This is a genomic window from Flavobacterium sp. WV_118_3 (assembly GCF_039778605.1).
Taxonomy (GTDB): Bacteria; Bacteroidota; Bacteroidia; order Flavobacteriales; family Flavobacteriaceae; genus Flavobacterium.
Genome location: NZ_CP156060.1, coordinates 1,502,079 through 1,527,066, shown reverse-complemented (window position 1 = coordinate 1,527,066; position 24,988 = coordinate 1,502,079). Strand labels below are relative to the sequence as shown.

Genomic DNA, 24,988 nt, shown 5'->3' with positions numbered 1-24,988 from the left:
GTGTTTAATTGCTACCTTTTAGAACTTACAAGAAGGATAAACTATAAAAAACGGTTACGATTGTAAATAAAAAAGCAGCTCCTTTCTACTATCGATACTTTTGATGTTCTTTCACAGTATTTGCAGCTCCTTTTTCCTGCCAAAAGCCAGGCAGACTGCTTACTGTTATGATACAAAGAATGATCAAATTATCTGAGATATCTCCTAAACCAGCAGATAATATAGCAGCAACGATAAGTAAAATGGTGATAGGACTTTTAAACTGCGAAATAAACAGAATAAAGATCGAAGTATTGGTATTATTTTTAAAGTATTGGGACCATTTTTGCTTCAATCTTCGGGCGACCTCTGAATCTTCAAACCCTTTTGGACCTACAGCGAACGTATGACAGGCTTCTTCAATACTTAAATTCCAAAAACTATTTTCGACATCAGATTTACGTGTTATCATACTTTATGTTTTTGATTTTCATAAAGGTAAGCCAAATTACTATAATATTTATATCAAAATGAGCGATAAAAAACGGAAACAAAGTGAGTTTCCCAAGTTATTGAAATTCCAGTACACGATTTGTCTCTTTTGATCAATCATACAGTAAAGCATATAGGTACAAACCACGTCACATATTTGTATCGAAATAATTTTTAACCTAAAACAGGATACCATGAAAACGTCATTTAAATTTTTAACGTACTGGTATTAATCAAAAACACCATTGAAAACAATGGTGTTTTTGAGTTTAGCAGAAACTTTTATAGCATTCGACTAAAAGCGTATGCTTACTTTTTCAGGTATAAAGCACCGGTTTTGATTACTTTTTTATTCAAAGTACCATCCGCAGTATATTTTTCAAGAATAACTACCGCCTGGCTTACTGGTATATCCAATAGCTCGGCATATTCCCGTACGGTAAGCGTAGGATAATGATCAAATAACGCTAGTGGATTGTTGTTTGTTATTTTTTTCTTTTTAGCCTCCGGATATAAGGCCAAAAGCGCATTTTCGAGAGAAGTGTATGGCTTCGAACCATAAACCGTCAGTTTATTGCCGTCACCGTCCGAAAAAAATAAAGTTGGAAATCCTCTTACGCCCAATTGGCGCGCCAGTTGTAAATCGTCCTGGAAATGTTTTTTCGCATCATTGTCATAATCCTGTTTTAATTTTTTGGTATCCAAACCAGCCAGTTGGGCACATAAAACAATATTGTCCCATTTGGCGATATTCATTTTCTCTAAATACAGTTTTTCACGCAGTATTCTCATAAATGTTACCGCTTTGTTTTTATCCTGTATTTGTGCCGCTTTCATCGCAATACAAGACGGATAGGAGGAATCCAATGGATCTTCCAACCATACAGCGCCATCGATTGGCATTTGATAGTGTAAACTGGCTTCATGCCAATGGTGTGCCACATCGCTGGGTTTGCTAATGCCACCGCTGTTATAACTCCAGTCGGGTAGCAATCCGCCCATTCGGTAATCAATGTCAAAATACGAACCGTATTCTAATTTTAATTTACGTAATTGTGGTTCGATTCCCCAACAGGACGAACAAATAGGATCGGTATAATAAATTATTTTTATCGGTTTGTTTCCAACAGGAATGGCTTCGGATTGTCCCTGTGTTGCAGTCGAGGGTATTTCACAGGATCCTGTTTCCGGATCACACAGTAGCGGATTGGTTTTGTTTTCGGTCATTTTGGATTGCGTTTGCGATTGACAACTCATACTGCCAATCAGAATTAATACTAACGAGAATAGCTTCATGGATTCGATTGCTAATAAATTTGTAGCTTTGATACAAAGTTTGAAAGAATTTAGACACCAATCAACTAGTCTGAAAAAGATGACTATGGAAAAAGAACCCCATGCGGCTTACGATTGTCCTGCTGAGGCATTGTTAAAGCTCTTATCCGGAAAATATAAATTGCAGGTACTTCGCCAGGCGCTGGAGGGACCTGTACGGTTTAACACGTTGTTACGGATGATAAAAGGCGCCAATAAGCAGACCATCTCGGTTGCCTTACGCGAATTGGAAGAAATCGGCTTACTGGAAAAGAAAGTGATTCAGCAAAAGCCGCTTCATATTGAATACAATCTAACGGAAAAAGGGCTTTCGCTCGTACCGATTTTCAAACAATTAGAATTGACTTCCGAATAAAATGATTGATTTTAGAATAGAAAATGAACGTATCACAGTAGAAGAATTAAATGAGTTTGAAGAAGAAACAGGGGTAACGTTACCTGAAGATTATCGCGTTCATATGCTACAATATAATGGAGGCTCTCCTTTTAGTTATTATCTTTATTTTGGAGAACCAGACGATGGTATCCTTCTTTTCCGTTTTAAGTCTATAAAATATGGTGAGCCACTAGTAGAAAAGCAAGATTATTTACCGGAAAATTATCTTAGTATCGGTTATATAGAAGCCGGTTATTTGGCAATGTCCCTAGATAAAAAGGAATATGGAAGTATTTTTGTTTATTATTCGGAAGTCGAGTTGACAAAAATAGCAGCATCTTTTACCGCGTTTTTAGATGGTCTGGTCGATTATACTGCTACTTTTGAATAATTTGTTTTTAACCGTTATATAATTTTGCGCGTAATTAGCTGCCTTTTCTGTTTTTTTAAAGGAAGCATTTTCGAAACCTAAACAGAAGATACTGGTAATAAGTATATTAGGGTTAATGTCAGGATTAATATAGATTGAGCAAAAGTGAATCGAATAAAAAAGAATATTTTTTTTGGGAAAAGCCTTGTGAAACCGGATATCTTGCCTATATTTGCACCCGTAATCAGGAATATAATTGCGGATTACGAAAACATAAGGGCGATTAGCTCAGCTGGTTCAGAGCACCTCGTTTACACCGAGGGGGTCGGGGGTTCGAACCCCTCATCGCCCACAGAATTTAAAACTCCAAAATTGAAAAGTTTTGGAGTTTTTTTGTTTTATGCCTTTTGGGATTGGTTTAGTTGGTTCAGAGCATTCCGATTTCATCGGAAGTGGTCGGGGGTTCGAACCCCTCATCGCCCACAGAATTTAAAACTCCAAAATTGAAAAGTTTTGGAGTTTTTTTGTTTTATGCCTTTTGGGATTGGTTTAGTTGGTTCAGGGCATTCCGATTTCATCGGAAGTGGTCGGGGGTTCGAACCCCTCATCGCCCACAGAATTTAAAACTCCAAAATTGAAAAGTTTTGGAGTTTTTTTGTTTTATGCCTTTTGGGATTGGTTTAGTTGGTTCAGGGCATTCCGATTTCATCGGAAGTGGTCGGGGGTTCGAACCCCTCATCGCCCACAGAATTTAAAACTCCAAAATTGAAAAGTTTTGAGTTTTTTTGTTTTATGCCTTTTGGGATTGGTTTAGTTGGTTCAGGGCATTCCGATTTCATCGGAAGTGGTCGGGGGTTCGAACCCCTCATCGCCCACAGAATTTAAAACTCCAAAATTGAAAAGTTTTGGAGTTTTTTTGTTTTATGCCTTTTGGGATTGGTTTAGTTGGTTCAGGGCATTCCGATTTCATCGGAAGTGGTCGGGGGTTCGAACCCCTCATCGCCCACAGAATTTAAAACTCCAAAACTTTTCAATTTTGGAGTTTTTTGTTTTATAATCTTATGTGATTCGCTCAGTTGGTTCAGGGCATTCCGATTTCATCGGAAGTGGTCAGGGGTTCGAACCCCTCATCGCCACAAATTTTAAAACTCCAACAGAAATGTTGGAGTTTTTTGTTTTACAGCATCATAGGGTTATTTTCTTATATTTTTAAAAAACCAAACCAAAATCCTGCCAACGGAATTATTATAGGTCAGCAGGAATATTTTTGTATTTTAGTGAACAACAAAAATACCACCTATGAAAGTTCTGATTAAAGACGAACTGTTAAGCGGAAAATCGGTTTATGAAACAGAAATTGATTTTACAAGCGAAATAGTAACAGTTCAGGATATTATTAACCAAAGGGTTACAAAAGAAGTCGAAGATTATAACAACCGACTTCCGGAATATTTTAACGGTTTGGTCGAACCCGGAGAAGCCGAGAAAACCCTAAACGGCTATAAACTCAAAACCAAAAAATTGATTGACGCCGAAAAACAAGTTTATATCGCCTTGGATGCCTTTCAGAAAAACGGTTTTTTTATTCTGATTGATACGTTACAGGCAGAAACACTTACGCAGCAAATACATCTTAAACCGGACACTACGATTTCATTTGTAAAACTAACACCTTTAATCGGAGGATAGTCATGGGAATATTCGACAAATTAAAGAATGTGATAAAAGGCACTGCTGTGAATCCGGATTACGAACGGTTTGATGGAATCATAAAAAAGACACACGGTGAGTACGCCGCAGCGAATACCTACTTTTATAATGTCAAAGTGAATGCGTTACCTACTTATAAAGAAGAAGTAGCGAAATGGACCGACAGCGATAAACTGGAATTGGTATTCTATTGTATCGACAAGATCAAAACCAATGCAACAGACCGATGGGGTGGCGTGAATGACAAAAAATATGAAGACAATCAAATTCGTTTTGCCTATATAATACAAATTTTCCGATCAAAGTTAGTGATTAGCGGTGCTGATTTTAGCCGTGTCATTGAGGCTATTTATCGGAATGAAGTACAAAAAAAATTTACCTTTCAGTATTGGGGGCTGACTTATTTTATAAATCAGTTTGAAAAGCAACATCAAGACAAACCGCTCGATTCTGTAGCCAAAGCGGCGCTTACGTTTTTTAAGCAAAAACTGGAAAAAGATCCGCCTGCATATCTCGCCAAAGAAATAGCCAAAATGATCGAAAAAATAGACGGTTTGCTTTTTGAACAAACGGCAGAAAAAAGTATAAAACCCGTTTTATTTTTAGGAAAAGATAATTTTGGACCTGCTGCCAATGTTTTTATCGCACAGCGACCAGAACAGGAAAAGCCTTTTTGGTACGAGTTAATCACTAAAGCTCAAAAAGCGACAGGTTCCAAACCGAGCAAAAAATATATTGATGAAGCAAAGACTGTCATTACAGCTTTAGGAACCGATACCTTTAAAAAAACGGTACACGAACTTTTTACAATTGTTACCAACCTTAAGGAAACCGTAATTGAACACAAACAGCAGTATGGTAATCAGGAATATATCTACAACGAAATAGAATTTCTGAGTCCGCTGAATACAGAGGCGCTAAAAGGCTTTGTCTGGATGTGTTCCATTTTTCATGATCAACAAACCATACAAACCATCAGTAAAATGGCCGACCGCTGTTTTAAGAAGATTCCGCAAAAAGGACAGGCCTCTACTGCTGTCGGGAATGCCTGTTTGTATACATTGGCCAATTCAAAAGGATTGGATGGTATTAGTCAATTGTCGAGATTGCGTTTAAAAATTAAACAAAACAGCACCTTAAAAATCATCGAAAATTATATTGTTGAAGCGGCCAACAAACTGGGAGTAACCATGCATGAGATTGAAGATCTTGCGGTTGATGATTATAAGTTGAAAGATGGTGTACGGAAATGGGAAATCGATGGTTTTACGGCAGTTTTGGAAATTACCCGCATCGGAAAATCAAATCTGATCTGGCTCAAAGAAGACGGAAAAGAACAAAAAACGGTTCCGACGGTTATAAAGGAAAAACACGCCGCGCAACTTAAAAAGATAAAAGAAATCCAAAAACTAGTTGATCAAACTACTTCAACCCAACGCGACAGACTGGATCGGATGCTAAGAAGCAATCGCGAACTGGAGCTGGATTATTTTAAACAACATTATCTCAATCATGGGCTATTGAGCGTTGTCACAGCGAACCTTATCTTTAATTTTATAAATGAAAATGAAACGGTACAGGCAATCAAAATAGCGGAACGTTGGGTTACGAATACCGGCGATGAGGTGAACATTGATCAATACGAAAAAGTAACGTTTTGGCATCCGGCATCCAGTACGACAACACAGGTAAAACTATGGCGGGATTATCTGATGGAACACAAAATTTTGCAACCCTTTAAACAAGCCTTCCGGGAGATTTACCTGCTTACGGAAGCGGAGGTAAATACGCGTACCTATAGTAACCGAATGGCTTCCCATATCTTAAAACAGCATCAGTATGTTACCCTGGCTAAAGGTCGTAATTGGACGGCAAGGCTAATAGGAGCGTGGGATGGTGGCGATTTGGATACGGCAGCGTTGGTATTACCGGAATACAATCTGAGAGCGGAATATTGGGTGAATGCGTTAAACGCCGATGATGCTTTTAATGATACCGGTATCTGGAATTATGTGACCACCGACCAGATTCGCTTTGTTGATACAACTACAAATGAACTGGTTGAACTGATAAATGTTCCGGCCATTCCATTTTCGGAAACCTTGCGGGATGTCGATCTTTTTGTAGGAGTAGCCAGTGTGGGGAACGATCCTACATGGCAGGATTCGGGAGGATTGCCGGCGTATCGCGATTATTGGCAGTCGTACTCTTTTGGTGACCTATCGGAAGTTGCAAAAAACAGAAAAGAAATATTGACCGGTTTAATACCGCGCCTTAAAATTGCCAATGTTACGACTATTGAAGACAAGTTTGTCGTAGTAAAAGGAAAACTACGAACCTATAAGATACATATCGGAAGTACCAATATCTTGATGGAACCTAATGATCAGTATTTGTGTATCGTACCGGATAGGAGTAAAAAAGATACTACGGAAAATGTTTATTTACCTTTCGAAGGCGATAACGGTCTTTCGGTAATACTATCCAAAGCCTTTTTGCTTGCCGCCGATGATACGATCACGGATAGTACTATTACCTCGCAAATCAATCGTTGATGTTACGGTATATCCAACAAACGGCAGTACCTGAAATCGGTGTTTTTGGTCAGCATGTAATAGGCGAGGCCAAAGTGCTGATTGTTGGCGCCGGCGGACTCGGAGTGCCGGTGGCGACCTATTTGGCCGCGATGGGAGTAGGGGAAATAGGAATTGCCGATTTTGACACCATACAGGAAACCAATTTGCACCGACAATTTACGTATGCTCCGGCGGATATCGGTCGTTATAAAACAGAAGTACTTTCGGATCGTCTTAAAACGCAAAACCCAACAAGTAAAGTGACGAGTCATACCATCCGACTGACAGTCGAAAATGCAGCGGAAATTATTGCGAACTACGATTTGGTTTGTGATTGTACCGATACTGTCGAGGCACGACTACTATTAGATCGTGTCTGTTATGAAGGAAATAAAAAACTGGTGTATGCCGCCGTTAAAGGATGGGAGGGCTATGTTACCATCTTACACGGCAAGGCAAAAATAAAGTTGACGGATATTTTTAGCGAAGCCGACTTACAGTTTGAATCACAAAACACCTGTAGTATCGCCGGTGTGGTAAGTACCGTATGCGGTATTATTGGTTGTCAGCAAGCCAATGAAGCGATAAAGATTCTATTGGATTTAGAATCCAACCTCGATGGTGGTATTTTTTGTTATGACGGAAAAAGTAACGGAATTAAAATTTTGCACCTTCAGAAACACGATCTATAAAGCATCCTGACTAGTCCTAAAATAGCGATACAGGATTAATAATAATAAAAATACATATTTTAGACAGAAGTAGCTTTCAAGTTGCTTCTGTTTTTTGTTTTATAGGTTTTTATTTTAATATTCAATTTCCCGGGATGTGTGACTCTCTTTAAAGATAACCTTGTTCCTAAAATTTTTAGTGTGCTTATACGTCCAATTATTATGTTCATCATAGCGATAAGCAACAGCCGTTTCAAACAAAACACTTCCGCTGCTATTAAGTTCTGTAACTAAAATCGGATTTTCATTTTGATCATAATCCCAGGTTTTGGTCATAGCATTATTTTTGAATTGAATCAGAAGATCCTTTTCATTATATTCGAAGATGAATTCTTCTATAAAATTACCAATATAGTATTTTGTAGACTTATATCGAGTATATACGATCTTCATTAGTTTAGAATCATCATAGTGAAAAACAGCTTCATATAAAAGTTCCGATTTATTCTTTTGACTATAGGTTTTCGATTCTAAAATCTGAAAACCGCTATTATAAAGTTCTATCGTTTTTGACTGTTCCTGGCTATTGTTTCGAATATAAGACTTAACCATTGATCCATTTTCTTTAAAATGATACTTTGTATAAACCTGATTTGGTTTTGTCCAGGTACTGATTTTACCATCATAAAACTGAATTTCTTCAATCGAGTCAAATTCCAAAAAAGGAGTATACGTAATTTCGGTATGCGATGATTTTTCCTTGTTGAAAAAACGTATAATCGTTAGTTTTTTGGGAGCTTTCAGACTCTCAGAAAACCATAAGTTGTCCTGCTGACCATTGGCCTCAATCACAATTTTCTCTAATTCAAGATTTTTATTGAAGCTGTAAATTGTGTTTTTGAGTTCAAAAGGACCGGAACGAACGATATCATCATAATGATACACTTTTTCTTCTTCGGATATTCGTTGGATATTCGATCTTAAAGTAGCAAATAAAAAATAATCGACCGTAATTTTAGAATCAAACAAGTGAATATGCTTTGCGGCATCATTTGCCTTAACATAATCGTTTTGCAAATAGCGCTTTGTATAGAAAAGAGGATCTGAATGCCTCAGTCCAGTAATATCACAAATGGTTCCCGACATATCTTTTTAGTACTAGTATCAAATCTTCTGTAAAAAAGTTAAAAGTAGCCAAATACACCGACTTTTCGGCATTTTCCCTCAAAATATCGATTGAAAAAAATAAAAGCGTTATGAATTGAAAATGCTACGTTGATTAACATCCCGGAAAAGGATCAGTATCATTTTTATAAAGGGAGAATCGTACTGACTATATTAAATAAAAAAAGCATTGAAAACCTCTGATTCAGCGTTCTTTATTCTAATCGATATAATGGAATCTTATGGTATATCTTCTTGTTCCACCGGATCAAAAACAAACTTCGAACTGTCGAATACGATAGGAAATTCCGGTTTATAATACACAAAATTCATATAACTGGCAGCAATACCGCTACCCAGTATTAATTTCCCGTGATGTTTTAAAAAAATTACCGGTACCACATTAATACCACCGCCAAAAGAACGATACCGGTACTTGCCGCGTAAGGTATCGCCCGAAATAACGCCTTCAATATTCCCGGAATCTTTTACCGCGCGGCTTCCGTAATAGATCTGATACTGACCGTAAAAACGATCCTGATGGGTTTCAATCGCCAGTAATGCCGTGTCGTTATGATGTACGGCACGATAATAGGAACGGTATTCGTTAAAATCTTTTTTCTGACAACCGAAGAAAAATAGGGCTATAATCGCAAAGGTAAAAATCAGTTTATTATTGATCATTATATTTTTTGTGTGATATAAGGGGTTCATTATTTATGGACTACTAAAATACGAAGATAAGACTACCGCAGTGGTTTCGATTAAATTTTAAAATAATTAAGTAATATAGGATCGAAAACAAAATTTCCTAAATTCTAAAAACAAAATTTCCTATTTAAAATTTTATATACCTAAAAACTAGTTGTTTATGTGTTTTTATGTGGCAACCCAATAGGTTATGTTATTTGAATTCTACATGTTTAAATTAAAAAAAATGTTTTTTTTAATAATTAACATTCAGTATTTTATATTTAATCATTAGCTGCTGATTGTATATGTTTTGGAAATTTGGTTTTATTAAGAATTAATTGTAAGCTATTGATATATTGGTGCTTAATTGAAGTGGAAATGGAAATTTGGTTTTCGGGAATATATTGTATACGAAACAAAGCAATTTTAGGATTCCAGATTTAAAGAATGAAAGCAATCGGATCGTTATTCATGCGTTAAAACCATTGACAAGCGGTCGTATTTAAAGTACTATAACTTATTTTTGCTGCGATGGCAAAAGCTGATACTATGGATTACGATAAGTTTATTTATTGTCTGGAAGCGGTTCCGGATAGCGAGGTGTTTAGGGCGACCGAAGTATATAAAAATCTCGAAAAACTAGCCGCCGAACAAGGTATAGACAGTATTTATAAAGTTTGCGATTCGATTGAAGGTCTGGAAGAGAGTTTGGGAACCTTATTGTATGAAGATCATAATTTTAAGAATTACGAGATCATCTATCTGGTCATGCAGGGGAAAGGCAACAACATCTGTTTAAACGGTTATTATTATAGCATCGAGGAAATCGCCGAACTTTTCGAAGGTAAAATGAAAGGCAAGATCATTCACTTTGCCAATGCTAAAATTCTGGATTTAAACGACGACGAGGCACAATATTTTCTGGATATTACCGGAGCAAAAGCGATTTCGGGTTACGGACAAATGCATCCTACGATTAGCAGCAGTAATCTTGACCGGGTTTTCTTTAGTTTGTTTGAAGAAGACGATAATCTGGTTGAAATTGTCGAAACCCTACACGAAAAATACTATGCCTTGTGTAAATTACTGGATTTTAGATTGTATTATTGATCAATAGATGTTAGGTAGAAATTGATTCCTTACTTTTCTTACTCAATAAAAAGATAGTCGAAATAATACAAATACTTCCGATCCAATCAATAGTAGAAAACGGAACCTGCAACCACAGTACGGCCATAATTGTAGCCGATAAAGGTTCGGCAGAGGCCAATAAACTGGCTTTTTGTCCACCGATGATTTGTACGGCAGTCAGGTAGCTGTAAAAAGGGATTAAAGTTCCAAAAAGAACAATAAAACTGGTGTAAAGATAGGTTTGGGCATCCCATTGTCCTTCGATACTCCATGGTGCTTTTATAAAGGAAAAGGCCAGTCCGCCCAATAACATGCCCCATCCGATAATGATTGATGATTTATACCGGCTTAATAACGCGATCGGTTGTAAGGTGTAAATCGCAAGGGTAACAGCCGATGCCAATCCGAAAAACAAAGCGGTTCCGGATATTGCTAAACTATGGATGTTACCATGCGTTACCAGTAAAAAAGTGCCGCCTACGGCCAAAGCGATGGCCAGATATTCGATGGGACGCGGTAGTTTTTTGTTTTTTGCCGCCAGGTAAATCGCGATAAATACCGGTCCGGCATATTGTAAAACCGTAGCAGTAGCCGCATTCGAATGTTTGATTGCCGCAAAATAGGTGTACTGTACCGCCAACATTCCGGTAGTGCTAAAAATCAATAGTTGAATGGCATCTTTTTTATTTTTCCAGATTGCCCATAAATCCGATTTTTCGCCAAATCGGGCAAAAAGTAACAGAATCGTACCGGATACAAGCATTCGAAGGGTGATCAACCATTCGACATTAATACCTCTTTGTTGAAAAAGGAATTGTCCGAATGTACCGGAAACACCCCATAACATGGCCGCTAAGACAGCCAGAAAAAAACCTTTGATAACTGATGATGGCATAAAATAGGGAAAGGAAAAATTATAATTCGTTTTCGGGAATGGTTTTAATAACACGACACGGATTTCCGGCTGCGATCACATTGGCCGGGATACTTTTGGTTACGACACTTCCGGCACCAATAATAGCATTCGCGCCAATCGTTACGCCTTGTAAAATCACAGTATTACCACCAATCCAGGCATTATTTCCGATATAAACCGGTTTGGCATATTCGATTCCGGCATTGCGTTGATCAATGTTTACAGCATGGTTTACGGTGTAAATGCTCACATTGGGAGCAATCAGTACGTTGTCGCCAATGCGGACTTCGGCTTCGTCCAAAACTGTAAAATTAAAATTCGAAAAGAAGTTTTCGCCGATATGGATGTTATAACCGTAATCACAATAAAACGGTTGCTTGATACTGAATTTTTCTCCGGTAGAACCAAACAATTTACGAATAATAGCCGCTCGTTCTACCTCTTTTTTCGGATGTAGGCGATTGTAATCGGTTACAAGGTCTTCGGCGATATCCCTTTCAGCATCCAGTTCGGCATCAATATAGGTATAGTAGGCTCCGGAGCACATTTTTTCTTTTTCAGTCATTTTTTTGATCATATAAAATGCAAAAATAGATCAAATGCCATATGTTTTTTCTTTAAATTTAGGGTCTGATTTGCAATTTTGTTTCATTATTACTCTATAATTCATTTGGAAAATCTGGATAAATTTGATTTAGCAATTTTAAAAGTGCTACAAAAAGATAATCTTACGCCGCAACGAGCGATAGGAGAGAATATCGGGTTATCGGCAGCAGCGGTACAACGACGTATCAAACGAATGCGGGAAACGGGTGTGATTTCGGCTGATATTACGGTGGTGAACCGGGAGAAGGTAGGGCGGATGATCACTTTGTTTGTTGCGGTTAAAATGGAAAGTGAAAAGATCGAACTGATTGATCAGACCAAAAACAGCTTCTGGTCGGTACCTGAAGTACAACAATGTTATTATGTAACCGGTGAAACCGATTTTATACTGGTAATCGTTACACCGTCGATGCATGACTATGAAAAACTGACCCGTAGGTTGTTTTTTAGCAATCCGAATATTAAAAGTTTCAGTACAAGTGTAGCATTAGACATTGTTAAAGAAGGATTGGAAATACCGTTGGAATCGGTTAAATAAAAAAAGAAGAAAGCAATAGAGTCGAAGCGAAATTTTAAATTTTAATTTCATACAATATGAAAAACGAACTTTCAAAACAGATAGCAAAGCATTTCCGGGACCTGCATTTTGGCGGAAACTGGACATCGGTAAGTCTTAAAGAGGCTTTAGATGGAATTAATTGGGAACAGGCAACCACAACGATACCGAATCTGAATACGATTGCTGTTTTGGTCTATCACGTGAATTACTATGTTAGTGCTGTTTTAAAAGTTTTGGAAGGCGAACCATTGGACGCCAGCGATAAATTGAGCTTTAATTTGCCGCCAATTAGTTCGGAAGCCGAATGGGAAGCGTTAAAAAACAAAACATTCTCCGAAGCGGAACAATTTGCTACCCGAATCGAACAACTGGACGACACGCGTTTTTTCGAGGAATTTATCGAATCAAAATACGGCAATTACTATCGGAATATAACCGGAATCATCGAACACACGCATTACCATTTGGGGCAGATTTCGCTGATACGGAAAATGCTACTGCAAACAGTTGTTCAATGAAAATAGTAACACACGAAGTAAACAGTATCCGAATCGCGGAGGTTATTTCCGACGAATGTATTGTAACCACTCCCGACGAGGCTTTACAATTATTGGTCGATTTATATTATCAGGAGTTTGACAAGGTAATCCTGTATGCTAAAAATCTTCATCCGGATTTTTTCGACCTTAAAACCAAAATGGCCGGCGAAATCCTGCAAAAATTTTCGAACTACCGCGTACAACTCGCCATTGTCGGCGATTTTGACCAATATCCAAGCAAAAGTCTTAGGGATTTTATATACGAATGCAATAAAGGTCGGGCGGTAAACTTTATAAGTCCCGAACAATTTAAAAATATGATCGGTAGTGAATTCTCCTGAAATTTCAGCGGAGACGGACTAGTTATCCGCTTTTTTAAAAACGACAATTTTATGGGAATGCTTGCTGCCATTTTGTAAAAAAATACCAATTCTAAGAATAGAATCGGTCTCCAGAATCATTTGTAAATGGGTTCTTTTTCCTGAAATAGTATGAATATAATCAAAAATATTTCCGTTTCCGAAGAATCCATGAACGTTATCATACGTAAAACTACCGGTAATATTCAGATCTAACCCCGGATCGATTAGCTGGAATTCATATCCGTCGATTTTCAGACTTCCGTTTTTACCCAATAGTTGTTTCCATTTTCCCTGAACTGTAGACACAAAATTCTGATGATCGAAATAACTACTGAATACCGGATTGTTCCAACTGTCTTCTTCGTCTGAAATCCATTTTAAATTTGAAAAGGACATAGGATCTTTTTCTTTCTGAACAACCTGCGGAGCCATTACCGGAGCATTGGCTTCACATTCGCAGGAAGCAGTCATTCCGACTATTATAACGAGTAAAATGATTAATTTAAGGCGCATAATTAAAAATATTTTAAACTTCACTACTACAAGGTAAGGCCATTTTAAAAAAAAGAGAAGGAATAGGCTAATACAATCAAAGACAATTGTGAGCCAATAATAACAGAAATTAATTATGAAATGTTTAATAATTTTGGATGTATAAAATGTTTACTTTTGATAAAAAAGAAAAATGAAAAAACTACTATTGACCTGTTCCGTACTGGCACTTTTTAGTGGCCAGATTCAGGCGCAAAATAAAGCAGCAACAGCATCAACCGAAAAATTAACCGCTATGAATGCAGAAAACATTTACCAGTTTAAAGTAAAAGATATTGAAGGGAAAACCTTTGATTTTTCGAAACTAAAAGGAAAAAAAGTAATGGTAGTGAACACTGCGTCCGAATGTGGTTTAACGCCACAGTACGAGCAGTTGCAAAAGCTATACACAGCGTATAAAGACAAAAACTTTATAATCGTAGGTTTTCCGGCTAATAATTTCGGAGCACAGGAACCGGGATCGAATAAGGAAATTGCGACTTTTTGCTCGAAAAACTACGGTGTGACATTCCCGATGATGGAAAAAATATCGGTAAAAGGGGATGATATGGCGCCACTTTACCACTTTTTAACCGAAAAATCCAAAAACGGTTACCAGGATAGTCAGGTAGAATGGAATTTTCAGAAATACCTGATCAATGAAAAAGGACATTTGGTTAAAGTGATCAGCCCGAAAACACTACCGGATAGCAAAGAAGTTATCGACTGGATTAAAAGTTAAACCTTACGAATACAATAGAAACCTCCGTTATTGGAGGTTTTTTTATAAAAATAATTGCAGGAATACCGAATCCAGCCAGCGATCGAATTTATAACCGCTTTCCCGTAGGGTTCCGGCAATTTCAAAGCCCATTTTTTGATGAAACCGGATGCTGCCATCATTTTCGGCATCAATTACTGCAATCATGGTATGCTTTTGTTGTTCTTTTGCGATTTTGATCAATGCTTCCAACAATAGTTTACCCAAACCCTTTCCCTGATGTTCGTGGTGCAGATAAACCGAATGTTCCACCGTAAAGCGATAGCCTTCCTTAAAACGGAAATCACCGTAGGTTGCAAAACCGGCGATTGCGCCATCGGAAACCGCTACCAGAAACGGGAAGTTTTTAGTCTCTTTTTCGAGAATTATAGCTTGTTGTTGTTCCAGTGTTCGCGGTGTATAATCGTAAATAGAAACACCGTTCAGGATTTCGTAATTGATGATTTCCAGTACTTCCGGAATATCGGATTCGGTTACGGGACGTATGGTAACAGACATAGTGTAGTGTGTTGTAGAAAGTAAAGTCAAAGATAGAAAGTTTCACACTTTTTTTTAAGGAAATTCAGCAGACTACCTTAAATTTGTTACTGCGTTTCAGGACGCCCAATTTAAACTACTACTACAAAATGGCATATCCAAAAATACCTTTGGCGCAAAGTATAATTGCGCTTTGTAAAGCCAAAGGACTACTTGATATCATTATTTCTCCGGGATCTCGTAATGCACCCTTAACCATTGGGTTTGCCAGTACAAAAGATTTTAATTGTTATAGTATTACCGACGAACGTTGTGCCGCTTTTATGGCTGTTGGTATGGCACAACAACTCGGAAGACCGGTCGCGCTTGTTTGTACTTCGGGTTCTGCTTTGTTGAATTACTATCCGGCTGTAGCCGAAGCCTTTTATAGTCAGTTGCCTATTGTGGTCATTTCTGCTGATCGTCCAACCTCCAAAATCGATATTGGCGACGGACAAACGATTCGGCAACGGGATGTATATGCGAATCATATTCTATATAATGCCAACCTTACCGAAGCCGTTTCAGCGGAAAACGATGCGATGATCAATGAAGCGATCAATACGGCCATTTTGCAAAAAGGCCCGGTACATATTAATGCTCCGTTTGAAGAACCGTTGTATGAAGTGACCGAAACGCTTTCGGTTACGCCAAAAATGATTCAGCCGCAACAGGAAGAAACCGTTTTACCGGATGTACAGCCTTTTATCCGGCAATGGAATAAGGCAACGAAAAAACTGATTCTTATCGGAACCAACAATCCGTACAGTATAGCACCAGAGATCATCGATCAATTGGCGAACGATGACTCGGTAGTGGTAATGAAAGAGGTGACATCCAATATCCATCATCCGCATTTTATCGGGAATATCGATACGATTATAACGCCTTTTACCGATGCAGATTTTACCGATTTTCAACCCGACATTCTGGTTACAATAGGTGGAATGGTGGTTTCGAAAAGGGTAAAAGCCTTTTTACGAAAATATCCGCCTCAGGAACACTGGCATGTCGACACCTTACGGGCGTATGATACCTTTGGTTGTTTGTCGCAGCACTTTAAAGTTACACCCAATACCTTTTTTGGGATGCTATTACCGGAAAGTAACCCGGTTGCCAGCGATTATTTACCGAAGATAATAGCATTAAAAGCATTACGGGCTAAAATGCATGAAACCTACGCGAATCGTATTCCGTATTCTGATTTTACGGTATTTCAAACTCTTTTACCCGCTTTGCCAGAAAATAGCCAGCTGCAAATTAGTAACAGCTCGGCCATTCGCTATGCGCAGTTATTTTCGATAGATCCATCAATTGAAGTGTTTTGTAACCGCGGTACCAGTGGTATCGACGGAAGTACGTCGACTGCGATTGGTGCGGCCATTGCTTCAAATAAGCAAACCATTCTGATTACCGGTGATATCAGTTTCCTATATGATAGTAATGCCTTGTGGAATGCCTATATTCCGAATAACTTTAAAATCATATTGATCAATAATGGTGGTGGTGGTATTTTCAGAATTCTTCCCGGACATCAGGAAACACCGGTTTTTAATACCTATTTTGAAACCGAACATCAGTACACCGCCGAACATTTGGCAGCGATGTACCGATTTCGTTATACGGCGGTAAAAGAGCAGTCGGAACTGGAAAAAGCACTTCCGGTTTTCTTTAGTGATAAAGCACAACCGGCACTATTGGAAATCCATACGCCTACGGAGATTAATGATAAAATTTTACTGGAATATTTTAAAAACTTAACGGAATAAGCAAGAAAATAATTGCCAAAAATAAGACATATTGGTTTTATTTTGTTAAATTTGAGAGAGTGTAAAAATCAATTAAGTAACACAAAACAAATTTATTATGAGTAAAAGAGATGAACTTATTGCAAAATACGCGGCTGATTTAAAAGACAAATGTGGCGTAACTCCGAATATGGATTTATTGACAAAAGTAACTATCGGTTGCGGTCCCTCTATTTACAATGCAGATTCTTCTACGGTTTCGGGGACTTCGAAATCGGAGTTGGATACCGTTAAAAATAACTTTTTGATCAAAAAGTTAGGTTTAAAAGACGGTCCGGATCTGGATAAAGCCATTGATGCCGTAATAGAAAAATATGGCCGTTCGAATAAAAACAAATACAGAGCGGTAGTGTACTACTTGTTGACGGTTCACTTTAAAAAAGAAAGTGTTTACAAATAGGACAAAATAAAAAAATAGGGCTTTAAGCCCTATTTTTTATGATAGAAAGATCCGTTTCTTATTTAAAAAGATCCATTCCGGGAATATTCGGCATACCATCTTTAGCCACTGCGCCCAATTCTGCCTCATTTACATTTGTAGCTTTTTCGATAGCTTTGTTAATAACAAGTAACAGATAGTCTTCCAATTGTTCTTTATCGTCCAAAAGCGAATCGTCAATCTGGATGGATTTTATCGTTCTGTTAGCGGTTAACGTAACCTTTAAAAGCCCGTCGTTACTTTGCTCGTCAATTAAAACCGTATCCAAACGTTTTTTAGTGTCTTCAATTTTTTGCTGGGTCTCTTTTAGTTTCCCCATCATTCCCATAATGTCTCCGAACATGTTAATAAAATTAATGATTAATGTTACCGCAAAATTATTAAATTGCAGATTGATTAGTAAATAAAACTAAATGAAAAATCAAATTATTTTGAGTTGCGTTTGTCTTATTTTTGTAACGGGAAACGCACAAAATAAAAAGCCCGATATGGTAAAAACAATAACACCGCCTATGGCAGCCGTAAAGCCAAAACAATTGGAAAAACACGGCGATATACGAACAGATAATTACTATTGGTTAAACGAAAGAGAAAACCCGGAAGTTATCGATTACCTTAAAAAAGAAAACGAATATTACCAGCAAATGACCGCGCATACGAAACAATTTCAGGAGGATTTGTTTCAGGAAATGAAATCGCGCGTAAAAGAAGACGACAGTTCGGTTCCGTATTTGTATAACGGATATTATTACATAACCCGTTATGAAAAAGGAAAAGATTATCCGATTCACGCCCGTAAAAAAGGTTCGTTGGATGCCAAAGAAGAAATCCTGTTCGATTGTAACGAAATGGCCAAAGGGCATGCGTATTTTCAGTTAAGCGGAATGAGCATTAGTGAGGACAATAAATGGTGTGCTTTTGGAATCGATACCGTTTCCAGAAGAGAATATACCATTCAGATCAAAAACCTTGAAACCGGAGAAATTCTACCGGTAAAACTCGAAAAAACAACCGGAGGATCCACCTGGGCGAGCGATAATAAAACCTTGTTTTATACGCGTAAAGACCTGGTTACGCTTCGTTCGGATAAAATTTACAAACACAAACTGGGAACGGATCCTAAAAATGACAAGGTTGTTTTTGAAGAAAAAGACGATACTTTTTCGGTATTTGTATATAAAGAAAAATCAAAAAAATATATCGTAATCGGATCGACGAGTACGCTAACGTCCGAATTCCGTATTCTTCCGTCCAATACACCGGATGCCGAATTTAAAGTGTTCCAGCCACGTACCCGAGGATTGGAATACAGTATTTCGCACTTTGGCGATAGTTTTTATGTAGTGACCAACAAAGACAAGGCGACCAACTTTAAACTAATGAAAACGCCGGAAAATGCGACCGGAAAAGAAAACTGGAAAGATCTGATCGCACATCGTAAGGACGTTTTGCTGGAAGATATTGAAATCTTTAAAAACTACCTGGTGGTTTCCGAGCGTTCCAATGGGTTGAACAAAATCCGAATCATGCCTTGGAGCGGAAAAGGAGAGTACTATCTTCCATTCGAAATCGAAACCTATACAGCCTATACCACTACCAACGTTGACTTTGATACCGATATTTTACGATACGGTTACCAGTCGATGGCTACACCATCGTCTGTTATCGATTTCAATATGAAAACCAAGACCAAGGAAGTTAAAAAAGAACAGGAAGTTTTGGGAGGCAAGTTCGACAAAAACAACTATATCGAAGAGCGTATTTGGGCAACGGCACAAGACGGAACCAAAGTGCCGATTTCGGTTGTATACCGCAAAGGTATCCAGAAAGACGGTAATAACCCGTTCTTGCTTTATGCTTACGGATCATATGGCGCTTCAATGGATCCGTATTTTTCATCGATACGACTAAGCTTACTGGACCGGGGATTTATCTACGCTATTGCACATATCCGTGGAGGAGAAGATCTTGGGCGGGAATGGTATGAAAATGGAAAACTACTTAAAAAGAAAAATACATTTACAGATTTTATTGATTGTTCCAAATTTGTAATTGCCGAAAAATACACCTCCGCGAAACATTTATATGCCGAAGGCGGATCGGCCGGCGGATTACTAATGGGAGCAATTATCAATATGGCACCGGAGCTGTACAACGGTGTAATTGCACAGGTACCTTTCGTAGACGTAATCACAACTATGCTGGACGATTCGATTCCGTTAACAACCGGAGAATACGATGAATGGGGGAACCCGAACGACAAAACATATTATGACTATATGCTGTCGTATTCGCCATATGACAATGTTAAAAAACAAAAATACCCGAATTTACTGGTAACAACCGGACTTCACGATTCGCAGGTACAATATTGGGAACCGGCCAAATGGGTTGCCAAACTACGTGTTATGAAAGTGGGAGATAGCCAGTTATATATGGATACCAATATGGATGCAGGCCATGGTGGTGCTTCCGGACGTTTCGAATCGCTTAAAGAAGTAGCCAAAGAGTATACTTTTTTGTTAGATTTAGAAGGAATTAAAAAGTAGATAAAATTTTTTTGTTAAATTTGCAGAGTTCTGAGGTTACTTAATTACTGTAAGTAATATCGCTCGACTAATTTATATTTTATGAAAGAAGACATAAAAGCCTATAATAATGTATTGGAATTAATAGGTAATACTCCCCTAATTAAGCTCAATAAAATTACAGAAGGATTAGAAGGTAATTTTTATGCTAAAGTAGAAGCTTTCAACCCGGGTCATTCCACAAAAGACAGAATTGCCGTATATATAATTGAAGAAGCAGAGAAAAGAGGAATTCTAAAACCTGGCGACACAATTATAGAAACGACTTCCGGTAACACGGGTTTCAGTCTGGCGATGGTGAGTATTATTAAAGGTTATGACTGCGTTTTGGCAGTTAGCTCAAAATCTTCCAAAGATAAAATAGATATGTTACGGGCGATGGGCGCTAAAGTATATGTATGTCCGGCACACGTATCTGCAGATGATCCCCGTTCGTATTATAACGTAGCGAAACGTTTACACGAAGAAACCAAAGGATCGGTTTATATCAACCAGTATTTTAACGATCTGAATGTCGATGCACATTATAACACAACCGGCCCTGAAATATGGGAACAAACCAACGGAAAAATCACTCATTTGGTGGCTTGTTCCGGTACTGGTGGAACGATTTCCGGAACGGCTCGTTTCTTAAAAGAGAAAAACCCGGCGATTAAAGTGCTTGGCGTGGATGCTTTTGGATCGGTGTTGAAAAAATACCATGAAACGAAGGAGTTCGACAGCGAAGAGATTTATCCGTATCGTATTGAAGGTTTGGGTAAAAACCTGATTCCAACAGCAACCGATTTTGACGCGATCGACAAGTTTACCAAAGTAAATGATGAAGAAAGTGCGCATACAGCCAGAGAGATTGCCAAAAAAGAAGGTTTGTTTGTGGGTTATACATCCGGAGCAGCGATGCAGGCGGTAAAACAATTTGCAGAAGAAAACGAATTCACCAAAGACAGTAATGTGGTGATCATTTTCCCGGATCACGGTTCCCGTTATATGAGCAAAATCTTTAGCGATGAATGGATGAACGAACAAGGTTTTTTCGACAGTGTAAATGCCGAAGAAGTACAAAAAATTGAATTTATAAAATAATATATATCACAATAAACAAAAAGACTCCGAAACCAATTCGGAGTCTTTTTGCTTTTAGTAAATAATATTTTCAGATTGCTGGTGGAATAAGTAATGCAATGTGTACCTTTGTGCCTTATAATCGCACAGAATACCATGATTGAGATCGGAAAATACAATACCTTAAAAATCGACAGAGATACAAAAGTAGGCTTGTTCCTGACAGACGGTAACGCGGATATACTTTTACCGAATAAATATGTCCCGGAAGAGTATGAAATAGGCGACGAGATCGCTGTTTTTGTCTATTTGGATCACGAAGAACGCCCTATTGCCACGACGTTAGAACCGTATATTTTTTTAAATGAGTTTGCTCTTTTACGCGTGAACTATACCAATAAATTTGGTGCGTTTATGAATTGGGGTATGGAAAAAGACCTGTTTGTTCCGTTTAAAGAGCAGGCACGTCCTATGGAACAGGGAAAACGGTACCTGGTGTATATGTATATCGATGAAAAAACCGGTCGATTGGTAGCTTCCAGTAAAACAAACCAGTTTTTGGATAACAAAGAGATCACGGTGGAAAAAGGCGAGGAAGTCGATCTGATCATTTCGCATATTACCGAAGTGGGAATCAATGTGATAATCAATGAAAAACACAAAGGTTTATTATACAAAAACGAAGTATACGACGATCTAAGAACGGGTGATCGTATTATCGGTTATATCAAAAACATTCGTCCCGATGGTAAAATTGACGTTTCGGCGACCAAATTAGGTTTTGAAAAACTAGAGCCGAGTTCCCAGTATATCTTAGATGAATTAAAAGCCAGCAGAGGTTTTTTACGACTCAATGACGATAGTCACCCGGAAGATATTAAAACCGTACTGAAAATGAGTAAAAAGACCTTTAAAAAAGCGATTGGTGTTTTGTACAAACAAAAGCTGATCGAAATTAAAGAAGACGGTATTTACCTCGTAAAATAAAACACAAAAAAGGAGCATTATTAAGTGCTCCTTTTTTTATCCCGGCAGTTTTTCCGGTGCAGGTTCCCGGTAGATCACAGAAGTGATACTCTGAAGGAACGCTTCCAAAGCATCGAGTTCTTCTTTATCCAGCTCCAGTTTTTTTAGTAAAGGAGAGGTTTTTGGAAATAGTTTGTCGTTTACCTGTTCGCCTTTTGGTTTTACATTGGGCATACCGGCATTATAGAGGTTTAAAACACCGCGCAATTCCGGGAAAAGACCATTGTGCATATACGGTCCGGTTTTTCCAACTTCGCGTAGGGAAGGTGTTCGGAATTTACCTACATCGTCGGCATTTTTGGTAATGTTATAACGTCCTAAATCTTCATATTTACGACCATAGTAGGTTAAACCGGCATTGTGAAACTGATTGTCCGAAAACAAAGCTGAATTATGACAGTTGATGCATCGTGCCTTGGTACGGAACAAATGTAAACCGGCAACTTCCTTATCGGATAACTGCGTGGAATCGCCTTCGATAAATTTATCAAAACGGCTTTTACGACTCACAACGGTGCGTTCGAAAGTGGCAATAGCTTTAAAAATCTTTTCTTCGGTTACTTTTCCATCACCAAAGGCCTTTTCAAAAAGAGGCTGATAACCTTTAATTTTTTTGATGGTTTTAACCGCAATATCCATATGGTTGTTCATCTCCTTGGTATCAACAATCGGGAAACGCGCCTGATCTTCCAGACTGGCAGCACGTCCGTCCCAAAAAAAAATAGTGGAGTAGGCTACGTTAATGATCGGTTTGGAATTTCGGCTTCCTGGTGTACGGTCGTGTCCGTGGGATACTCGTTTTCCGTCGCCCCATCCCAATTCGGGATCATGACAGGAAGCACACGAAATTTGTCCGGATTTGGACAATCTCGGATCAAAAAATAGTATTTTTCCAAGGTCTCTTTTGGCTTCGGAATACGGATTTTCGGCGGGAAATGTAACTTTAGGTAATACACCTAAATCCTGAAAATTAACAACGCTACTATCGACAGTTGGTTTAGGCCATTTGCTCACATCGCCGCTACTGTATATTTTTTTCAGATCCGCTACGGAATAATACTTTTCATCGTCTTGATGGTTTTTTAGCGAAACCAGTCCGACGAATAAAAAACTAAGGACTGTAAATCCAATAATCTTTTTCATACTTAATAAATTATCGAGATCCCACCGTTAAAATAGGTACTCGCTGTGGTATTGTAATCCGTTGTATAGGTTTTGTATTGATCACCTATTGCAACAAGGGTATTATAGTTGGCAAAAATACGTAACTTTTTAGTTTTAGAAAGGCTGTATTGGTATTGCAGCATAATATTGGAACGTAATTTTGAAGTAGCATCATACGCCTGATCCGGTTGGATCACATTATCGGCAAACGACAGGTTCGAAGTGGAAATCGGAATAAAAAGTAAACTTTCATCCAACGCCTGATAGTGTTGTACACCCAAAGCCAGATTTAGTGTGTTTTTCTCTTTCGATACGATGTCTTTGTTAAAAGCAGCCGAAAGTTCCAGTGTATTCAATCGTTTGTCGGTACTTCCCAATAAATCGACGTATTTATGACGCATATAACTGGCTCCGAATTCAAAGCTGTAAACAACTCGGTTTTTATCTTTTTTGATCACACCACTGTTAAACGAGAAAATATCCAGATTCATACGGTAATTCTGCCCGTTTTCTATAACCGAAAAGTTATCGCCTTTTTGTTTTTCGTAGCCAAACCGAAGTTTGTAGTCTTTTTCCACGCCGTCATAAAAGTAGTTCAGATCGGTAGTATGCGAAATCAAACGGTACATAAACTGCTTTAGTTCGTCGTCAATATACACATAACCGCGTGCATTTTTGCCGTAAAAGCTTTCCAGCGATTTGTTGTAACGATAGGAAGCATTCCAACTATTTCGGTTGTTTTGGTATTGGTAACCGAAACCAAAATTTTTATCGATCGTATTAAAGATATAACGGTTGTATGACGAATTAAAAATAATACGACCATAGCCGGATGAAAAATGGGTAAAGGTTTCCGGATAGGCGGGTGCATTGGCGGCATCGTTAACATAGGTAATGTTGTCGGTTTCCGTTTTTTTGGACATTCCGGCAACTACGATCAGGCTGTTGTTACGGAAATGGTATCCGGTTTGAATCTCACCGCCATAGTTACTCAGTTCGATTTCCGGACGCGGATCGTTGGTACGGTAGTTTTTACCGTTTTTATAAAATGCTTTTCCACCCAATAGGATGTTGTTGTCAAACTGATAGGCAAAACCACCGTCAAGGTTGTATTCCTGGTTGTCCCAGTTTCCTTTTCGGGGCGCAAAGAAATAATTGGGTGACAATACGTTTTGATTTTCCGTTCGTTGGGACGAAAAGTTATAACCCAGTCCTTTTTCAGACGATTTATCGAATGTAAAACCACCAAATAAACGTAGTCGGGGTTTTACATTATATATTCCCTGAGTGGAGAAACGGTACTGCGTTGTTTTGTCGGCCGTTTGAACACGTTTTAAATTCAGGTTTTTCTGGCTGAATTCAATTTGTGTCAACGTAAAGTCATTCAAATGTTGTGTAGTATAAAACAACGGGTTTTTCCAGAATTGCTGGCGGATGTCGTTGTAGAATACATTTTGAGGTACCGATAAACTATCAGTGAGCTGCGCCTGAACGGCACAACTCACTAACAGAATAAAATAGAATAGTACTTTTTTTGAAGTCATATTGTAAAGCTTGTTCTTAAAAAAATAAGAAACGTTTATAAAAGAGTCTG

The 24,988-nt window shown here is 38.2% G+C and carries 26 protein-coding genes and 7 tRNA genes; 22 read left to right on the top strand and 11 right to left on the bottom strand.

What is annotated here, in order from left to right:
- Positions 1–88: 88 nt before the first annotated feature.
- Together ABFU83_RS07025 and ABFU83_RS07020 are read right to left on the bottom strand one after the other, a co-directional pair.
- Entirely contained in the window at positions 89–451 is a 363-nt protein-coding gene (locus tag ABFU83_RS07025) for a cation-transporting P-type ATPase (RefSeq protein ID WP_347069831.1), read from the bottom strand.
- Positions 452–780: 329 nt separating this feature from the next.
- Positions 781–1,767, bottom strand: coding sequence for a DsbA family protein (locus ABFU83_RS07020; protein ID WP_347069830.1), 987 nt, complete (start codon positions 1,765–1,767; stop codon positions 781–783).
- Positions 1,768–1,852: 85 nt separating this feature from the next.
- Between ABFU83_RS07020 and ABFU83_RS07015 the strand changes: the two genes are divergently transcribed.
- The 12 genes from ABFU83_RS07015 (at position 1,853) to ABFU83_RS06960 (ending at position 7,530) form a co-directional block, all read left to right on the top strand.
- Positions 1,853–2,161 (top strand): helix-turn-helix domain-containing protein, encoded by a 309-nt coding sequence (locus ABFU83_RS07015; protein WP_347069829.1) that lies wholly within the window; start codon positions 1,853–1,855, stop codon positions 2,159–2,161.
- Between the two features lies 1 nt (position 2,162).
- On the top strand, positions 2,163–2,573 hold the full coding sequence (locus tag ABFU83_RS07010; protein ID WP_347069828.1) for an SMI1/KNR4 family protein: 411 nt from the start codon (positions 2,163–2,165) through the stop codon (positions 2,571–2,573).
- A 256-nt stretch (positions 2,574–2,829) separates the two neighbouring features.
- Positions 2,830–2,904, top strand: a tRNA-Val gene (locus ABFU83_RS07005).
- Positions 2,905–2,961: 57 nt separating this feature from the next.
- Positions 2,962–3,035 (top strand) — tRNA-Glu (locus tag ABFU83_RS07000).
- Between the two features lie 57 nt (positions 3,036–3,092).
- Positions 3,093–3,166, top strand: a tRNA-Glu gene (locus tag ABFU83_RS06995).
- A gap of 57 nt (positions 3,167–3,223) precedes the next feature.
- A tRNA-Glu gene (locus ABFU83_RS06990) sits at positions 3,224–3,297 on the top strand.
- Positions 3,298–3,353: 56 nt separating this feature from the next.
- Positions 3,354–3,427, top strand: a tRNA-Glu gene (locus tag ABFU83_RS06985).
- 57 nt (positions 3,428–3,484) lie between these two features.
- Positions 3,485–3,558: transfer RNA gene (locus tag ABFU83_RS06980), tRNA-Glu, on the top strand.
- A 59-nt stretch (positions 3,559–3,617) separates the two neighbouring features.
- Positions 3,618–3,688 (top strand) — tRNA-Glu (locus ABFU83_RS06975).
- Between the two features lie 163 nt (positions 3,689–3,851).
- The gene (locus ABFU83_RS06970) at positions 3,852–4,241 is read left to right on the top strand and encodes a hypothetical protein (RefSeq protein ID WP_347069827.1); all 390 of its coding nucleotides are present in this window, start codon (positions 3,852–3,854) and stop codon (positions 4,239–4,241) included.
- Positions 4,242–4,243: 2 nt separating this feature from the next.
- The gene (locus ABFU83_RS06965) at positions 4,244–6,817 is read left to right on the top strand and encodes a DUF4132 domain-containing protein (RefSeq protein ID WP_347069826.1); all 2,574 of its coding nucleotides are present in this window, start codon (positions 4,244–4,246) and stop codon (positions 6,815–6,817) included.
- Entirely contained in the window at positions 6,817–7,530 is a 714-nt protein-coding gene (locus ABFU83_RS06960; RefSeq protein ID WP_347069825.1) for a HesA/MoeB/ThiF family protein, read from the top strand. Before ABFU83_RS06965 ends, ABFU83_RS06960 begins: the two co-directional genes overlap by 1 nt.
- A gap of 114 nt (positions 7,531–7,644) precedes the next feature.
- On the opposite strand, the gene ABFU83_RS06955 is transcribed toward ABFU83_RS06960, so the two are convergent.
- Together ABFU83_RS06955 and ABFU83_RS06950 are read right to left on the bottom strand one after the other, a co-directional pair.
- Positions 7,645–8,586 carry a hypothetical protein gene (locus tag ABFU83_RS06955; RefSeq protein WP_347069824.1) on the bottom strand — a complete coding sequence of 314 codons (942 nt, stop codon included), beginning with the start codon at positions 8,584–8,586 and terminating at the stop codon, positions 7,645–7,647.
- Positions 8,587–8,913: 327 nt separating this feature from the next.
- Positions 8,914–9,357 carry a hypothetical protein gene (locus ABFU83_RS06950; protein ID WP_347069823.1) on the bottom strand — a complete coding sequence of 148 codons (444 nt, stop codon included), beginning with the start codon at positions 9,355–9,357 and terminating at the stop codon, positions 8,914–8,916.
- Between the two features lie 558 nt (positions 9,358–9,915).
- Between ABFU83_RS06950 and ABFU83_RS06945 the strand changes: the two genes are divergently transcribed.
- Entirely contained in the window at positions 9,916–10,476 is a 561-nt protein-coding gene (locus ABFU83_RS06945; RefSeq protein WP_347069822.1) for a DUF6642 family protein, read from the top strand.
- 10 nt (positions 10,477–10,486) lie between these two features.
- On the opposite strand, the gene ABFU83_RS06940 is transcribed toward ABFU83_RS06945, so the two are convergent.
- Both ABFU83_RS06940 and ABFU83_RS06935 read right to left on the bottom strand, forming a co-directional pair.
- A complete protein-coding gene (locus ABFU83_RS06940) occupies positions 10,487–11,392 on the bottom strand; it encodes an EamA family transporter (RefSeq protein ID WP_347069821.1) in 906 nt (301 codons plus the stop codon).
- 19 nt (positions 11,393–11,411) lie between these two features.
- The gene (locus tag ABFU83_RS06935) at positions 11,412–11,978 is read right to left on the bottom strand and encodes a sugar O-acetyltransferase (protein WP_347069820.1); all 567 of its coding nucleotides are present in this window, start codon (positions 11,976–11,978) and stop codon (positions 11,412–11,414) included.
- A gap of 105 nt (positions 11,979–12,083) precedes the next feature.
- Between ABFU83_RS06935 and ABFU83_RS06930 the strand changes: the two genes are divergently transcribed.
- Genes ABFU83_RS06930 through ABFU83_RS06920 form a run of 3 tightly spaced genes read left to right on the top strand, consistent with a single transcriptional unit; the run spans position 12,084 to position 13,458 of the window.
- Positions 12,084–12,557, top strand: a complete 474-nt coding sequence (locus tag ABFU83_RS06930; protein WP_347069819.1) for an Lrp/AsnC family transcriptional regulator — start codon at positions 12,084–12,086, stop codon at positions 12,555–12,557.
- 56 nt (positions 12,558–12,613) lie between these two features.
- The gene (locus ABFU83_RS06925; RefSeq protein ID WP_347069818.1) at positions 12,614–13,096 is read left to right on the top strand and encodes a DinB family protein; all 483 of its coding nucleotides are present in this window, start codon (positions 12,614–12,616) and stop codon (positions 13,094–13,096) included.
- Positions 13,093–13,458: a DUF4180 domain-containing protein gene (locus tag ABFU83_RS06920; RefSeq protein ID WP_347069817.1), complete on the top strand. Its 366-nt coding sequence runs from the start codon at positions 13,093–13,095 to the stop codon at positions 13,456–13,458. The genes ABFU83_RS06925 and ABFU83_RS06920 overlap by 4 nt, the downstream gene beginning before the upstream one ends.
- An 18-nt stretch (positions 13,459–13,476) precedes the next feature.
- Here ABFU83_RS06920 and ABFU83_RS06915 read toward each other — a convergent pair whose 3' ends face one another.
- On the bottom strand, positions 13,477–13,992 hold the full coding sequence (locus ABFU83_RS06915) for a hypothetical protein (RefSeq protein ID WP_347069816.1): 516 nt from the start codon (positions 13,990–13,992) through the stop codon (positions 13,477–13,479).
- A 172-nt stretch (positions 13,993–14,164) separates the two neighbouring features.
- Between ABFU83_RS06915 and ABFU83_RS06910 the strand changes: the two genes are divergently transcribed.
- On the top strand, positions 14,165–14,752 hold the full coding sequence (locus tag ABFU83_RS06910) for a glutathione peroxidase (protein WP_347069815.1): 588 nt from the start codon (positions 14,165–14,167) through the stop codon (positions 14,750–14,752).
- 42 nt (positions 14,753–14,794) lie between these two features.
- On the opposite strand, the gene ABFU83_RS06905 is transcribed toward ABFU83_RS06910, so the two are convergent.
- Positions 14,795–15,289, bottom strand: a complete 495-nt coding sequence (locus ABFU83_RS06905; protein WP_347069814.1) for an N-acetyltransferase family protein — start codon at positions 15,287–15,289, stop codon at positions 14,795–14,797.
- A 128-nt stretch (positions 15,290–15,417) separates the two neighbouring features.
- Here ABFU83_RS06905 and menD point away from each other — a divergent pair, with 128 nt between their 5' ends.
- Both menD and ABFU83_RS06895 read left to right on the top strand, forming a co-directional pair.
- Entirely contained in the window at positions 15,418–17,076 is a 1,659-nt protein-coding gene (menD, locus tag ABFU83_RS06900) for a 2-succinyl-5-enolpyruvyl-6-hydroxy-3-cyclohexene-1-carboxylic-acid synthase (protein ID WP_347069813.1), read from the top strand.
- Between the two features lie 97 nt (positions 17,077–17,173).
- The gene (locus ABFU83_RS06895) at positions 17,174–17,515 is read left to right on the top strand and encodes a DUF2853 family protein (protein WP_347069812.1); all 342 of its coding nucleotides are present in this window, start codon (positions 17,174–17,176) and stop codon (positions 17,513–17,515) included.
- 58 nt (positions 17,516–17,573) lie between these two features.
- Here the strand turns inward: ABFU83_RS06895 and ABFU83_RS06890 are convergent, their stop codons facing one another.
- Positions 17,574–17,897: a YbaB/EbfC family nucleoid-associated protein gene (locus ABFU83_RS06890; protein WP_347069811.1), complete on the bottom strand. Its 324-nt coding sequence runs from the start codon at positions 17,895–17,897 to the stop codon at positions 17,574–17,576.
- Between the two features lie 70 nt (positions 17,898–17,967).
- Between ABFU83_RS06890 and ABFU83_RS06885 the strand changes: the two genes are divergently transcribed.
- The 3 genes from ABFU83_RS06885 to ABFU83_RS06875 all read left to right on the top strand — a co-directional run bounded on the left by ABFU83_RS06885 (position 17,968) and on the right by ABFU83_RS06875 (position 22,191).
- Complete coding sequence (locus tag ABFU83_RS06885) at positions 17,968–20,103, top strand: S9 family peptidase (protein ID WP_347069810.1); 2,136 nt, start codon at positions 17,968–17,970, stop codon at positions 20,101–20,103.
- Positions 20,104–20,184: 81 nt separating this feature from the next.
- Complete coding sequence (locus ABFU83_RS06880) at positions 20,185–21,225, top strand: PLP-dependent cysteine synthase family protein (protein ID WP_136401641.1); 1,041 nt, start codon at positions 20,185–20,187, stop codon at positions 21,223–21,225.
- Between the two features lie 135 nt (positions 21,226–21,360).
- Entirely contained in the window at positions 21,361–22,191 is an 831-nt protein-coding gene (locus tag ABFU83_RS06875; RefSeq protein ID WP_347069809.1) for a S1-like domain-containing RNA-binding protein, read from the top strand.
- A 36-nt stretch (positions 22,192–22,227) separates the two neighbouring features.
- Here the strand turns inward: ABFU83_RS06875 and ABFU83_RS06870 are convergent, their stop codons facing one another.
- A complete protein-coding gene (locus ABFU83_RS06870; protein ID WP_347069808.1) occupies positions 22,228–23,373 on the bottom strand; it encodes a cytochrome c peroxidase in 1,146 nt (381 codons plus the stop codon).
- Between the two features lie 2 nt (positions 23,374–23,375).
- Positions 23,376–24,938: a DUF6850 family outer membrane beta-barrel protein gene (locus tag ABFU83_RS06865; protein WP_347069807.1), complete on the bottom strand. Its 1,563-nt coding sequence runs from the start codon at positions 24,936–24,938 to the stop codon at positions 23,376–23,378.
- Positions 24,939–24,988 lie beyond the last annotated feature (50 nt).

Excerpts from the sequence above, each read along its gene's own strand:
- ABFU83_RS06895 (WP_347069812.1), top strand. The coding sequence starts at position 17,174 with ATGAGTAAAAGAGATGAACTTATTGCAAAATACGCGGCTGATTTAAAA.
- ABFU83_RS07010 (WP_347069828.1), top strand. The coding sequence starts at position 2,163 with ATGATTGATTTTAGAATAGAAAATGAACGTATCACAGTAGAAGAATTA.
- ABFU83_RS06870 (WP_347069808.1), bottom strand. The coding sequence starts at position 23,373 with ATGAAAAAGATTATTGGATTTACAGTCCTTAGTTTTTTATTCGTCGGA.
- ABFU83_RS06885 (WP_347069810.1), top strand. The coding sequence starts at position 17,968 with ATGAAAAATCAAATTATTTTGAGTTGCGTTTGTCTTATTTTTGTAACG.
- ABFU83_RS06915 (WP_347069816.1), bottom strand. The coding sequence starts at position 13,992 with ATGCGCCTTAAATTAATCATTTTACTCGTTATAATAGTCGGAATGACT.
- menD (WP_347069813.1), top strand. The coding sequence starts at position 15,418 with ATGGCATATCCAAAAATACCTTTGGCGCAAAGTATAATTGCGCTTTGT.
- ABFU83_RS06970 (WP_347069827.1), top strand. The coding sequence starts at position 3,852 with ATGAAAGTTCTGATTAAAGACGAACTGTTAAGCGGAAAATCGGTTTAT.
- ABFU83_RS06925 (WP_347069818.1), top strand. The coding sequence starts at position 12,614 with ATGAAAAACGAACTTTCAAAACAGATAGCAAAGCATTTCCGGGACCTG.
- ABFU83_RS06945 (WP_347069822.1), top strand. The coding sequence starts at position 9,916 with ATGGATTACGATAAGTTTATTTATTGTCTGGAAGCGGTTCCGGATAGC.
- ABFU83_RS06920 (WP_347069817.1), top strand. The coding sequence starts at position 13,093 with ATGAAAATAGTAACACACGAAGTAAACAGTATCCGAATCGCGGAGGTT.
- ABFU83_RS07020 (WP_347069830.1), bottom strand. The coding sequence starts at position 1,767 with ATGAAGCTATTCTCGTTAGTATTAATTCTGATTGGCAGTATGAGTTGT.
- ABFU83_RS06890 (WP_347069811.1), bottom strand. The coding sequence starts at position 17,897 with ATGTTCGGAGACATTATGGGAATGATGGGGAAACTAAAAGAGACCCAG.
- ABFU83_RS07025 (WP_347069831.1), bottom strand. The coding sequence starts at position 451 with ATGATAACACGTAAATCTGATGTCGAAAATAGTTTTTGGAATTTAAGT.
- ABFU83_RS06875 (WP_347069809.1), top strand. The coding sequence starts at position 21,361 with ATGATTGAGATCGGAAAATACAATACCTTAAAAATCGACAGAGATACA.
- ABFU83_RS07015 (WP_347069829.1), top strand. The coding sequence starts at position 1,853 with ATGGAAAAAGAACCCCATGCGGCTTACGATTGTCCTGCTGAGGCATTG.
- ABFU83_RS06960 (WP_347069825.1), top strand. The coding sequence starts at position 6,817 with ATGTTACGGTATATCCAACAAACGGCAGTACCTGAAATCGGTGTTTTT.
- ABFU83_RS06905 (WP_347069814.1), bottom strand. The coding sequence starts at position 15,289 with ATGTCTGTTACCATACGTCCCGTAACCGAATCCGATATTCCGGAAGTA.
- ABFU83_RS06950 (WP_347069823.1), bottom strand. The coding sequence starts at position 9,357 with ATGATCAATAATAAACTGATTTTTACCTTTGCGATTATAGCCCTATTT.
- ABFU83_RS06910 (WP_347069815.1), top strand. The coding sequence starts at position 14,165 with ATGAAAAAACTACTATTGACCTGTTCCGTACTGGCACTTTTTAGTGGC.
- ABFU83_RS06940 (WP_347069821.1), bottom strand. The coding sequence starts at position 11,392 with ATGCCATCATCAGTTATCAAAGGTTTTTTTCTGGCTGTCTTAGCGGCC.
- ABFU83_RS06935 (WP_347069820.1), bottom strand. The coding sequence starts at position 11,978 with ATGACTGAAAAAGAAAAAATGTGCTCCGGAGCCTACTATACCTATATT.
- ABFU83_RS06865 (WP_347069807.1), bottom strand. The coding sequence starts at position 24,938 with ATGACTTCAAAAAAAGTACTATTCTATTTTATTCTGTTAGTGAGTTGT.
- ABFU83_RS06880 (WP_136401641.1), top strand. The coding sequence starts at position 20,185 with ATGAAAGAAGACATAAAAGCCTATAATAATGTATTGGAATTAATAGGT.
- ABFU83_RS06965 (WP_347069826.1), top strand. The coding sequence starts at position 4,244 with ATGGGAATATTCGACAAATTAAAGAATGTGATAAAAGGCACTGCTGTG.